This window comes from Corallococcus sp. CA054B (assembly GCF_003611625.1).
Taxonomy (GTDB): domain Bacteria; phylum Myxococcota; class Myxococcia; order Myxococcales; family Myxococcaceae; genus Corallococcus; species Corallococcus coralloides.
This window is the reverse complement of record NZ_RAVY01000032.1, coordinates 48,866-61,102: the sequence shown is the minus strand read 5'-3', so window position 1 is coordinate 61,102 and position 12,237 is coordinate 48,866. Positions and strand designations below refer to the sequence as shown.

Genomic DNA, 12,237 nt, shown 5'->3' with positions numbered 1-12,237 from the left:
AGCCTTATCGTCGGCAGCGTCAGATGTGTATAACAGACAGGCCCAAGCCCTGCTGCAAGGGCGCGGCCAACGTGTCCTGGCAGAGGCGTCCCCTCGGCGGAAGCCCCGGGGAGCCCGTCTCAAGGGCGGGTCTGCTGTCCCTCAGCCGGTAATTCCTGCCGACCGGAGGGAGGGGAGGCGGTAAAGAAAGACGCCCGCGCGGGTCTCCCCGGCGGGCGTCGATGTATGTGTTATGTGTTGGACGGGATGAAGGCCTACAGCACCTTCACCGGCACTTCCTTGAGCACCTGGTCGCCGCGCATGACGGTCACGGTCCACGCGCCGGCCTTGGGCAGCCGCACGCCGGTCCACTGACGCGCGCGCCAGCCCTCGCCCTTCACCTTCACGTCCTTCGTCTCACGCACGGTGGCGCCCTGCTTCACCTGCACCGTGATGTCGTCGATGGAGTCGCCCTGGGGCACCAGGTAGCTCTGCCACAGCATCACGTTGGTGTTCGCCTTGACGCCCTCGGGGCCCACCTCGGCGGTGCACTCGTACTTGTTGGGGCCGTCCTTGGCCACCTCCGTGCAGAGCTTGGCCTCCACCAGCACGGGACCCTGGCCCTGGCCCTTGTAGAAGTAGTTCCAGGTCTCGCGCACCGCGTCCGCGCTGGGGGCCTTCACGGACTCCGCCGCCGGCGCCGCCGCCTCCTGCGCTCCCGCCACCGTCGCCATACCCAGCACCGCGCACAGCACGCTTCCGTTGATCAGGCTCTTCATGTTTGGGGTCCCCTCGTTGATGTTGAAGGCGGCCGGCCCACGTCCGGCCCCTTGGTGTGCCTGTCTACCATGAAACATCCCGCGTCATTCCCCGAGTCCCGGATTCCAGGGTTTCACACCGGGGACGCCGCGCCGCGCTAGCCGAACAGGAAGAAGCCGAGCGTCACCAGCGGCAGGTACGCGAGGAAGGCCACCAGGAGGAAGCCGAGGATGTCCTTGAACTCCAACCGGGCCACGGCCAGCAGCGGCAGCGCCCAGAAGGGCTGGATGAGGTCCGTGGCCATGTCGCCCCACGCGTACGCCAGCACCACCTTCTCCGGCGCCACGCCCAGCCGTCCCGCCGCATCCAGCAGGTAGGGCGCTTCAATGGCCCACTTGGAGCCGCCAGAGGGCACGAAGTAGTTCACCACGCCGCTGTAGAGGTACACGATGGCGGGGAAGGTCTGCTGCGTGGACAGCGACACGAAGAGCTCCCCGATGCGGTCCGTGAGCCCCGTGGCCTTGAAGATGCCGTAGATGCCCGCGTACAGCGGGAACTGCAGCACGATGCCGTGCAGCACGCTCGCGGCCTCCTCGCTCGCCTTGAGCAGCCGCGCGGGCGTGCCGTGCAGCAGCACCGCCAGCGTGAGGAAGGTGAAGTTCACCACGTTGAGGTTGAGCGCCTTCCAGCCGCCGTGGAGCCACAGGTGCCGCGCGAACCACGCCAGGCCCAGCACGCCGAAGAGGACGTTGAGCAGCCACGCGTGATCCAACCACTCCGCGGGGCTCAGGCGCCCTTGAGGCTTCTCTGGCGGGACGAAGTCGCCCAGCTTCTCCAGCACTGCGGGCTCCACGCGCACCGTGCGCTCGGGGGACGGGTGCAGCGCCCACGCCAGCGCCGTGAGCAGCGCCACCGCGGCCAGCGTGAGGCCCACGTTGAAGGGGGAGAAGAGCGTCCGGTCGATGGGGATGACCCCCAGCTGCTTCTCCAGGAAGTGCCCCGGCGTCGCCACCAGCAGCGGCGCGGAGGCGGACAGGCCCGCGTGCCACGTGGCGCCCAGGCCGAAGTAGGCGCACGCCACCAGCAGCCGGTAGTCCACGTCCGGGCGCCTGCGCGCGATGAAGCGCACCAGCATGGCGCTGGCGACGAGCGACAGGCCCCAGTTGAAGTACGCGAGCGCCATGGACACCGCCGCCATCAGCGCGGTGGCGCTCCGGGGGCTCTTCGGCAGGCGGGCCACCCATTCCAGCAAGGCCTTCACCGGCGCGGTGAGCGCGAGCAGATAACCGGTGAACATCACCAGGGCCATCTGCATGGAGAAGGTGAGCAGCTCCCAGAAACCTCCGCCCCACGCGTCCAGCACCACCGGCGGCGCGGCGCCCACCCAGCCCAGGGCCAGCGCCATGGTGAGCAGGGTGAGCAGCACCGCGATGGCGAAGGCGCTGGGGACGAAGCGCGCGGAGAAGCGGCCCAGGCCTTCGGCGAACCGGACGAGGGTTTCCACGGTGTGAGGGCTCCAGGCGTTCAGGCGGCCCCGGCGCGAAACTCCCAGGGCGACACCCCGGGTTTTACGGTATGAGCGGTCGCCATGTCCCCTAGCGAGCAGCACCCGCCCGCCTTCGAACGCATCGCGACAGGCGTTCCCGGACTGGATCCCATCCTGGGCGGTGGCCTGGTGGCCTCAGGTGTCTACATCGTGGTGGGGGAGCCCGGCGCGGGGAAGACCCTCTTCGCCAACCAGCTGTGCTACTCGCAGGCGCGCCAGGGCACGCGCTGTCTGTACGTGACCCTGCTGGCCGAGTCGCACTCGCGCATGCTGGCGAACCTGCGCAGCATGGCGTTCTTCGACGCCTCCCAGCTGCCGCAGCGCATCTACTACGTCAGCGGCTTCCGCATGCTGGAGGAGCAGGGGCTGCCGGGCCTGCTGGAGCTGTTGCGCCGGGAGATGCGCAACCACGGCGCGGGCATCCTGGTGCTGGACGGCCTGGTGCAGGCGCAGGAGGCCGCGGGCAGCAGCCGCGACTTCAAGAAGTTCATCCACGAACTCCAGGTGTCCGCCGGCCTGTCGCGCTTCACCGCGCTCCTGCTCACCAGCAGCGTGGGCCCCACCGTGCACCCGGAATACACCATGGTGGACGGCATCCTGGAGCTGCGCGAGCGCACGGCGGCCATGCGTTCGTGGCGCGAATTGCAGGTGCGCAAGTTCCGCGGCAGCGCCAGCCTCAACGGCGCGCACCACTTCCGCATCTCCGAGGCGGGCCTGGAGGTGTTCCCCCGCCTGGAGACGATGGTCAGCCGCTCGCAGCCGCCGGACTGGGGCACGCAGCGCGTGAGGTTCGGCGTGCCCACGCTGGACGCCATGATTCCAGAGGGCTTCGCCGCGGCGTCCACCACGCTGGTGATGGGGCCTCCGGGCTGCGGCAAGACGATCCTCGGCGTCAGCCACCTGGCGGAAGGGCTGCGCCTGGGCGAGCCCTGCCTGATGGTGAGCTTCTACGAGGGGCCGGACCGGCTGATGCACAAGGCGGCCAACGTGGGGCTGTCGCTGGCCAGCGCGGTGAAGGACGGCCGGCTGGTGCTCCAGTGGAACATGCCCGCCGAGTGCAACCTGGACCTGGTGGCGCACTCGCTGCTGGAGGACGTGCGCAGACGCGGCGTGAAGCGCCTGTTCGTGGACGGCCTGAGCGCCATGGTGGAGACCACCCACGAGCCGGCGCGCATCAGCCCCTTCTTCGCCGCGCTCACGCAGGAATTGCGACGCCACGGGGTGACGACCGTCTTCACGCTGGAGACGCCACGCCTGTTCGGCCCGGACATGGATGTTCCCCTGGGGACCGGCCTGTCCGGCGTGGCGGAGAACCTGCTGTTCATGCGCCACCTGGAACTCAATGGCCGCCTGCGGCGGCTGCTCTCCATCTTCAAGCTGCGCGACGCGGACTATGATCCGACGCTGCGCGAGTTCCTCATCACCTCCCAGGGAATCGAGATCCAGCCGCCCTTCCAGCCGTCGCCCGAGTTGCTGCTCACCGGTATCGCCCGCTTCCCGGGCAACCACTCCTGACCCCCAGAGGCTCCGTGGTTCCCGCGACCGAGACCGTGCTGGTGGTGGATGACGAACAGGGCATCCTGGAGGCGCTCGCGGACCTTCTCCGAGAGGAGGGCTACCGCGTGCTCACGGCGTCCCATGGCCGCGAGGCCCTGGAGCGCATGGCGGAGGTGACGCCGGACCTGGTGCTGACGGACTGGATGATGCCCGTGCTGGACGGCCCCGCGCTCATCGCGCGCATCCAGCAGGACCCGGTGCTGCGCCACATCCCCGTGCTGGGCATGAGCGCCGTGGACGTCAGCGGCCTCAAGCGCCTGCACCCGGGCATGGAGTTCCTCCAGAAGCCGTTCGACATCCGGGCCCTGATGAAGCTGGTGCGCCGGGCCCTGGACGCGAATTCCCGCGTCCGGGGAGGGTGAGGCGCACTGCCCGCGTGCCCGGAGGGTCCTCCGCCATGTTCCACCTGCTCAAGCTGGGTCCCGTGCCCCTCTCCGTGGGCACCACCGGCGTCTACCTGCGCATCGGCGAGACGGGCGACCCGTCCGCCCCCGTCTTCGAACAGACGGACCTGGCCGGCGTGCGCGCCCTCATCGCCGGCCTGGAGCCGTCCCAGGTGTCGTGCGAGCCCGCCCTGGCGGACGCCGCCGCCGAGCTGGGCCTGGCCGTGGCGCCTCCGTCCCTGGCGGCGCTCTCCGCCCGGGCGGCCATCGCCACCTTCCTCGCGTGGGGCCAGATGGGTGTGTCCGGGCTGGGCAGCGACAAGGCGCTGCTCTTCGTGCAGGCCGCCACCGAGTTCTGGGACGCGAAGCCCTGGACGCACTGGGACGACAGCCAGGCCTTCACCGTGGACGTGACGGGCGCGCACGAGCACACCTACGAGGGCTGCGTCTTCCACGGCGAGGACGAGGGCCCCTCGGGCCTGGCCCTCTACCTGTCCCCCGGTTCGCTGGGGCGGCTCTTGGAGCTCCAGGTGCACGGCGCCAACAAGGAGGCGCAGGCCCTGCCCGCCATCACCGTGTCGCTGGAGGCCCGCCCCACCTACGCCGTGGACGCGCTGTCCGCCGCCGGCCGCGCGCCCCGGCTGCCCCTGCCCGTGAAGGCCGGTCCCCAGGGGCTGGCCGTGCCCTCCAGCCTGGAGTCCCTCATCCTGGTGGCCGCCCTGCGCGCCGTGGCCCGCCTGTCCCCGTCCCAGCCCGAGGCCCTGAGCAGCATGGTGGCTGGCGACGCGCGCATGGACGTCCGCGTCCGCGCCCCCGCCCCTCGCGTTCGCAACTAGGCGGAATCAGGCACCCCCTGGCGTGACGCACCCCGACCAGACAAACGGCCAGGCTCGTGTGGAACTGTGAACAACCGCCCCCACCGAAAAGGTTGATTCACAAAGTATCTGGGTCCATAGGTGGAGACGTGACTGACGCCGGCCTCACACCACGGGTCCAGCGCTTCCTCACGACGCACATCGATTCCATCGAGAAGCTGGAGGTGCTCCTCCTGCTTCGCGCCCGGACGGAGCGGGCGTGGACGGCGCCGGCGGTTGCCCTGGAACTGCGCATCACCGAAGCCTCGGCGGCCCGCCGCCTGGCGGAGCTGCGGACGGGAGGGCTGCTTCTCCAGGATGGGGGAGCGGAGGACGCCTACCGCTTCAGCCCCAGCCGCTCGGAGGACGTGCAGGCCACGGCGGAGCTGGCGATGGCGTACTCGGCGCGCCGCGTGAGTGTGATTTCGTTCATCTTCTCACGCCCCATGGATCGGGTGAGGGGCTTCGCGGACGCATTCGTGCTCAAGAAGGACAAGGACGGCGACGGACATGGCTGAGGCGGTCTACATCCTGTGCGCGTTGACGAGCCTGGCGTGCGCGGTGCTGCTGCTGCGGGCCTGGCGGCGCACGCGGATGAAGCTGTTGCTCTACAGCGGCCTGTGCTTCACGGTCTTCACCCTGAACAACGTGCTGCTCTTCCTGGACCTGGTGTTGATCCCCGCGGGCGACCTGTCGCTGGAGCGCACCATCACATCGCTGGTGGGGGCCGGCGTGCTGCTCTTTGGCCTCATCTGGGACGTGTCCTGACGCAATGGTGGGGGACGCCATGATGAAGATCCTGCTCGATGGCGCGGTGATGATGGCGTACCTGGTGTGCGCCCTCTTCTTCCTGCGCTTCTATCTCCAGTCGAAGGACCGGCTGTTCGCGCTGTTCTCCCTGGCCTTCACGCTGATGGGCGTCAACAACCTGCTGGGCGCGCTGCTGGCGCCGACGCTGGACGCCGAGCGCATCCACTACCTGTATGTCGTCCGCCTGATGGCCTACCTGCTCATCCTGGGAGCCATCTGGGACAAGAACCGCGCGGGGCGTAGCGCGCGGTGAGATGCTGTTCTCCTCCTTGGCCTGACGGGAGGACTCCTTCGTGACCACGACCTCGCTTCCCCGCTTCACCCCTCGCCGCGCGCTCGGGCGCACGGGCTTCACCGCGACGGCGGTGGGCATTGGCGACCTGGCGGACCGCACGGTGCCGCGCGAGGAGCTGGTCGCCACGCTCGCGCGGGCGCTGGACGCGGGGCTCAACGTCATCGACACGGCGCCTGGCTACGAGGACGGCCTGAGCGAAGAGGTGGTGGGCGAGGCGCTGCGCGGCCGGCGTGAGGGCGTGTTCGTCATCGACAAGGTGGACGAGCTGGAAGCGCCGGTGGCGCCGCAGGTGGAGGCGTCCCTGCGGCGGCTGGGCCTGCCGTCGGTGGACCTGTTCGCGCTGCACGCGGTGAAGTCGCTGGCGCAGTGGGAGGCGTTGGCCCGGCCGGGCGGCGCGCTGGAGCAGTTGGAGGCGTGCGTGGCGAAGGGGCAGGCGCGCTTCAAGGGCATCTCCTGCCACCACCCGGACGCGCTGGTGGCGGCGGTGCGCTCCGGGCGGTGTGACGTGGTGATGTTCCCGCTGGGGCCCTTCGTGGACCCGCGCTACGTGACGGAGGTGCTGCCCCTGGCGCGAGCGCACGGAGTGGGCGTGGTGTCCTTCAAGACGTTCGGCGCGGGCAAGCTCCTGGGGGACACGGAGGGCTACGGCCGGCCGCTCCAGGCGCGCCCGCGCGGCAAGGTCAGCTCCGGTGGAGAGGCGCGCGACACGCCGGTGCTGCCGCACCTGTCGGTGGCGGAGTGCGTGCAATACACGCTCACGTTGGATCCGGACGTGATGTTGATGGGGATGGGCTTCCCGAACGAACAGGACGCCGCGCTGCGGGCGGCTTCGGCCTTCCATCCGCTCGACGCCGCGGGGATGCAGGCGGTGCGGGAGCGGGCGCACGCCGCCATCCAGGGGAAGGGGGCGGTGTGGTGGAACCCGCCTTCACCGGACGTGGCGGTGGGCTGAGTCGCCGCGCGCAGGCGGGCGGGCCGGGCGGGTTGCCTGCCGGACACTCGCCTGGAGTCCCGCGGGACTGAAGGCTTGTGGCGCGCAGGGGGGCGTCATTATCCGGAGCGTCCCATTGGTGAGGCGTCATCCCCATGACGCCGTGGCCCGCGCTCCATGCCTGAACCGTCCATCGAGCCTTCGACCGAGCCTGCCGGTGAGCCACCGCCGCCGTCCGCCGTGACGGCGAACGACGCGGTCCCCGTGTCCGCGCTCGATGGCATGGGTGGGGCCGTCGCGCTGGAGCCGGCGCCCCCTGCTTCCACGGAGGTCGCGTCGCCGAGAGCTCCGGTGTCCCTCGCCGGTGGCCGAGACGCTTCAGCCTCCGGGGAGGAGGGCCGCTTCGCGTTCCTGGCTCGCGCGGGCGAGGTGCTGTCGTCGTCGCTGGATGAACCCACGGTGCTGCGCCAGTTGGCGGAGCTGGTGGTGCCGGGACTGGCGGATTGGTGCGCGGTGGACCTGGTCACGCCGTCACGCACGGTGGTCCGCCGGGCCGCGGCGCACCGTGACCCCGCGCTCGTGCCCTCCGTGTATGCCATTGCCGAACGCTGGGCCCCGCGGGAGGACGGCTCCCTGGGCGTGGCGCAGGTGCTGGACACCGGCCAGCCCCGACTCATCCCAGAGGTGCCCGAAGAGGCGTTCCATGAGCTGACACGGGGCAACGCGGCCCTGGGGGAGACGTGGCGCCTGGGCTGCCGCTCCGTGATGCAGGTGCCATTGGTCGCGCGGGGCCGGGTGTTGGGATGTCTGTCATTGATGTCCGGCACGGCCGGCCGCTTTGGCGAATGCGACCTGGAGCTGGCGCGCGAGCTGGCCCGCCGGGCCGCGCTGTCCCTGGACAACGCGCTCCTGTATGGCGAGGCCCGTCAGGCCCAGGCGCGCACGGCGCGGCTCCAGGCGGTGACGGCGGCCCTGTCCCGCGCGGCCTCCGAGGACGCGGTGGCGCAGGTGCTGGCGCGCGAGGTGTGGGAGGCGAGCGGCGCCACGCGCGTCGCGGTGCTGGCGCTGGAGGAGGACGGCCTCATGCGCCCGCTGCGCGTCCTGGGCTACCCGGAAGACGCGCTGGCGTCGTTCACCCGGCCGTCGGATGGCGTTGCCCTGGACATCCGGCGCGAGGCGGGCTGGTTCGGTTCGTTGGAGGAGTTCATCGCGCGCTACCCGGAGCACGCGGAACTCGCGCGCCGCCAGGGCGCAGGGGCACGCGCGGTGGTGCCGCTGTGGGGTGAGACGCGCGTGCGGGGCCTGCTGCTGCTCGCGTGGCCGGAGCCTCGCGTCTTCCCGGATTCGGAGCGCGCGTTCCTGGAGGCGCTGGCGCACCAGTGCGCGCAGGCGCTGGAGCGGTCCGCGCTCTACGAAGCGCTGCGCGAGCGCACGGAGCGGCTGCGGCAGGCGCTGGTGACGGGCGACATGGGGACCTGGCGCCTGGACCTGGTGCGCGGCAAGGAGCTGCGCGACGCGGCGCTCAACCACATGCTGGACCTGCCGGCGGTGGACTCGGCGGTGCCGGTGGGGGACCTGCTGGAGCATCTGCATCCGGAGGACCGGCCCCACGTGGAGGCGGAGTTCCACCGCTATCAGCGCGAGTCACCGGGCTTCTTCGAACTGGAGTTCCGCGTGATTCGCCGCGACGGCGGCGTGCGCTGGCTGCACAGCGTGGGGCAGTCCTTCGCCGGGCCGGACGGGAAGGTGACGGAGCTCACCGGCGCCATGGCGGACGTCACCCGGCGCAAGGAGGCCGAGGAGCGGCTTCAGCTGTTGCTGGACGCAAGCCGCGTGCTGGCGCTGCGCCTGGACGACGTGGAGGAGGCGCTGCCGGAGGTGGCGCGGCTGGTGGTGGACCACGTGGCCACCGGCTGCCTGGTGGACCTGGCCGCGCCGGATGGCACCCTGCGGCGGGTGACGGCGGCCCACCGCGTGCCCGAGCACGACGCGCGGCTCCATGAGGCCCTGGGAGGCACGGGCCGGGGGCCTGCGCACCCGGCGCTCCAGTGCTTCCACACCGGAGAGGTCTGCTTCCTGTCGCGCCTGGACGCCAGCCGCTGCGATGACGTCTCCTCGAGCGCTGCGCACCGGGCGCTGGTGGACCGCCTGGCGCCCACGTCCGTGCTGTCGGTGCCGCTGCGCGCGCGGGGCCGCACGCTGGGCGTCATCACGCTGTTCACCGCCGAGCCCCAGCGCGCGCTGGTGTCCGCGGACGTGGCCATGGCGGAGGAGCTGGCGCTGCGCTTGAGCGTGGCGCTGGAGAACGCGCGCCTGTTCCACGACGCCCAGTCCGCGGTGCGGCTGCGCGACGAGTTCCTCTCCGTGGCGAGCCACGAATTGAAGACGCCGCTCACCAGCCTCATCCTCCAGCACAACCTCATTGGCCGTGCGCTGGAGACGGCGGGCACGTCCGGGCCCGTGACGGGGAGGCTCAACACCGCGCAGCGGCAGGTGTTCCGGCTGACGGCGCTGGTGGACAACCTGCTGGACGTGAGCCGGCTGTCCCTGGGCAAGCTGGCGCTGGAGCGCGCGGAGGTGGACCTGGTGCAGCTGACGCGCGACGCGGTGGAGCGCCTGGAGGACGTGTTCGCCCAGGCGCGGTGCCCGATCGAGCTGGAGCTGCCGCGCACGCTGACGGGCCAGTGGGACGCGCTGCGGTTGGACCAGGTGCTGGTGAACCTGCTCACCAACGCGGCGAAGTACGGCGCGGGCCACCCGGTGTCGGTGCGCGCGGGCGTGGACGCGCGCGACGAGGCCTGGGTGGAGGTGCGCGACGAGGGCATCGGCATCGAAGCGGACGCGCTGCCGCGCCTCTTCGGCCGCTTCGAGCGCGCCGTGAGCGAGCGGCACTACGGCGGCATGGGCCTGGGGCTCTACATCAGCCGCCAGATTGTGGAAGCGCTGGGCGGGCGCATCGACGTGGACAGCCAGCCGGGGCAGGGCGCCACCTTCACGCTGCGGCTGCCCCGGAACGCGGCGGAAGCGCGGCCCCCGCCTCCCCCGGAGCTGTGAGGGAGGCGAAGGGTGCGGTCTTCAGTGCTGGGGCCCCTTGGGCGGGGGGCCTTCCTGTTCGAGCGCGCGGTACTCGTCGTCCGTGAACAGGCGTGAGCGGATGAGGAAGCGCACGCCTTCGGGGGCTTCGACGGAGAAGCCGCTGCCGCGACCGGGCACCACGTCCACGGTGAGGTGGGTGTGGCGCCAGAGCTCGAACTGCGGGCCGGACATGTAGAAGGGCGTGTGGACGATGTCACCCAGGTACACGTCCTCCTGTCCCACACGGAAGTCGCCGCGCGGGAAGCACATGGGCGCGCTGCCGTCGCAGCAGCCGCCGGACTGGTGGAAGAGGAGCGGACCGTGAAGGCCCTGCATCTTGTGGATGAGGGCCTCGGCGGCCGGCGTGACCTCGACGCGCGGCACGGACATGCGGGGCGTCCCTAGAAGAAGCCCATGGGCTTCGGGTCGTAGCTGACGAGCATGTTCTTCGTCTGCTGGTAGTGATTGAGCATCATCTTGTGCGTCTCACGCCCGATGCCGGACTGCTTGTAGCCGCCGAACGCCGCGTGCGCGGGGTACAGGTGGTAGCAGTTCACCCAGACGCGGCCCGCCTGGATGCCGCGGCCCATGCGGTACGCGGTGCTGTTGTCGCGCGTCCACACGCCGGCGCCCAGGCCGTAGAGCGTGTCATTGGCCATCGCGAGCGCGTCCTCGGCGTCCTTGAACTTCGCCACCGCGACGACGGGGCCGAAGATCTCCTCCTGGAACACGCGCATCTTGTTGTGGCCCTCGAAGATGGTGGGCTCCACGTAGTAGCCCTCCGCCAGCGCGCCGGGCAGCGCCTTGCGCCCGCCGCCGGTGAGCACCTTCGCGCCCTCCTTCTTGCCGATGTCCAGGTAGCTGAGGATCTTCTCCAGCTGATCATTGGACGCCTGCGCGCCAATCTGCGTGGTGATGTCCAGGGGGTTGCCCTGCACGATGCGCTTCGTGCGCTCCACCGCCTTGGCGATGAACTCGTCGTAGAAGCGCTCGGCCACGAGCGAGCGGGACGGGCAGGTGCAGACCTCGCCCTGGTTGAGGGCGAACATGGCGAAGCCCTCCAGCGCCTTCTGGGCGAAGTCGTCGTCCTTGGCGAAGACGTCCTCGAAGAAGATGTTGGGGGACTTGCCGCCCAGCTCCAGCGTCACGGGGATGATGTTCTCGGAGGCGTACTGCATGATGAGGCGGCCGGTGGTCGTCTCACCCGTGAAGGCAATCTTCGCGATGCGCTTGTTGCTGGCGAGCGGCTTGCCGGCCTCGATGCCGAAGCCGTTCACGATGTTGAGCACGCCCGGGGGCAGCAGGTCGCCCACCAGCTCCGCGAACTTGAGGATGGTGACGGGGGTCTGCTCCGCGGGCTTGAGCACCACGCAGTTGCCGGCGGCGAGCGCGGGGGCCAGCTTCCACGCGGCCATGAGCAGCGGGAAGTTCCACGGGATGATCTGCCCCACCACGCCGAGCGGCTCCGTGAAGTGGTAGGCGACGGTGTTGTCATCCAGCTGGCTGAGCGAGCCTTCCTGCGCGCGGATACAACCGGCGAAGTAGCGGAAGTGGTCGATGGCGAGCGGCAGGTCCGCGGCGAGCGTCTCGCGGATGGGCTTGCCGTTGTCCCACGTCTCGGAGACGGCGAGCATCTCCAGGTTCTGCTCCATGCGGTCGGCGATCTTCAGCAGGATGTTGGCCCGCTCGCCCGCGGCGGTGCGGCCCCACGCGTCCTTCGCCTTGTGCGCGGCGTCGAGCGCCTTCTCGATGTCCTCCGCCGTGGAGCGGGGAATCTCGCAGAAGGGGCGGCCGGTGACGGGGCTGATGTTCTCGAAGTACTGGCCCTTCACGGGCGGGACGAACTCACCGCCGATGTAGTTGCCGTAACGGCTCTTGTACTCGACCTTGCTGCCCTTCTGACCCGGAGCTTCATAGACCTTCGACATGGGGACTCCCTGCGTTGGGTTTTGACGCACTCCTGCGGGGGTTGACGCGGAACAGACCATAGGCAGGTAACGCTCCGCGTTATGTGCGCGGGGGCCGATGTAAATGTTTGTTAATGGTTG

General features: G+C 70.4%; 12 protein-coding genes. 8 read left to right on the top strand and 4 right to left on the bottom strand.

Annotation, left to right across the window (positions count from 1 at the left end; genetic code table 11):
* Positions 1-254 precede the first annotated feature (254 nt).
* Both D7V80_RS10965 and D7V80_RS10960 read right to left on the bottom strand, forming a co-directional pair.
* Entirely contained in the window at positions 255-758 is a 504-nt protein-coding gene (locus tag D7V80_RS10965) for a hypothetical protein (protein ID WP_120588097.1), read from the bottom strand.
* A 137-nt stretch (positions 759-895) separates the two neighbouring features.
* Entirely contained in the window at positions 896-2,242 is a 1,347-nt protein-coding gene (locus tag D7V80_RS10960; RefSeq protein WP_120588096.1) for a short-chain fatty acid transporter, read from the bottom strand.
* 84 nt (positions 2,243-2,326) lie between these two features.
* On the opposite strand from D7V80_RS10960, the gene D7V80_RS10955 reads away from it, so the two are divergent.
* The 8 genes from D7V80_RS10955 (at position 2,327) to D7V80_RS10920 (ending at position 10,168) form a co-directional block, all read left to right on the top strand.
* Positions 2,327-3,799: an ATPase domain-containing protein gene (locus D7V80_RS10955; protein ID WP_120588095.1), complete on the top strand. Its 1,473-nt coding sequence runs from the start codon at positions 2,327-2,329 to the stop codon at positions 3,797-3,799.
* A gap of 14 nt (positions 3,800-3,813) precedes the next feature.
* The gene (locus D7V80_RS10950) at positions 3,814-4,203 is read left to right on the top strand and encodes a response regulator (RefSeq protein WP_120588094.1); all 390 of its coding nucleotides are present in this window, start codon (positions 3,814-3,816) and stop codon (positions 4,201-4,203) included.
* A gap of 35 nt (positions 4,204-4,238) precedes the next feature.
* Positions 4,239-5,060 carry a hypothetical protein gene (locus D7V80_RS10945; RefSeq protein WP_120588093.1) on the top strand — a complete coding sequence of 274 codons (822 nt, stop codon included), beginning with the start codon at positions 4,239-4,241 and terminating at the stop codon, positions 5,058-5,060.
* Positions 5,061-5,188: 128 nt separating this feature from the next.
* Entirely contained in the window at positions 5,189-5,596 is a 408-nt protein-coding gene (locus D7V80_RS10940; RefSeq protein WP_120588092.1) for a hypothetical protein, read from the top strand.
* Complete coding sequence (locus D7V80_RS10935) at positions 5,589-5,846, top strand: DUF5985 family protein (RefSeq protein ID WP_120588091.1); 258 nt, start codon at positions 5,589-5,591, stop codon at positions 5,844-5,846. The genes D7V80_RS10940 and D7V80_RS10935 overlap by 8 nt, the downstream gene beginning before the upstream one ends.
* Before the next feature lie 19 nt (positions 5,847-5,865).
* Positions 5,866-6,141 carry a DUF5985 family protein gene (locus tag D7V80_RS10930; protein WP_233585257.1) on the top strand — a complete coding sequence of 92 codons (276 nt, stop codon included), beginning with the start codon at positions 5,866-5,868 and terminating at the stop codon, positions 6,139-6,141.
* 40 nt (positions 6,142-6,181) lie between these two features.
* Complete coding sequence (locus tag D7V80_RS10925; protein WP_120588090.1) at positions 6,182-7,135, top strand: aldo/keto reductase; 954 nt, start codon at positions 6,182-6,184, stop codon at positions 7,133-7,135.
* Between the two features lie 156 nt (positions 7,136-7,291).
* A complete protein-coding gene (locus tag D7V80_RS10920) occupies positions 7,292-10,168 on the top strand; it encodes a GAF domain-containing protein (protein ID WP_120588089.1) in 2,877 nt (958 codons plus the stop codon).
* A gap of 21 nt (positions 10,169-10,189) precedes the next feature.
* Here the strand turns inward: D7V80_RS10920 and D7V80_RS10915 are convergent, their stop codons facing one another.
* Together D7V80_RS10915 and adh are read right to left on the bottom strand one after the other, a co-directional pair.
* Entirely contained in the window at positions 10,190-10,579 is a 390-nt protein-coding gene (locus tag D7V80_RS10915; RefSeq protein WP_120588088.1) for a DUF779 domain-containing protein, read from the bottom strand.
* A gap of 11 nt (positions 10,580-10,590) precedes the next feature.
* Positions 10,591-12,117, bottom strand: coding sequence for an aldehyde dehydrogenase (adh, locus tag D7V80_RS10910; RefSeq protein ID WP_120588087.1), 1,527 nt, complete (start codon positions 12,115-12,117; stop codon positions 10,591-10,593).
* Positions 12,118-12,237: the final 120 nt, after the last annotated feature.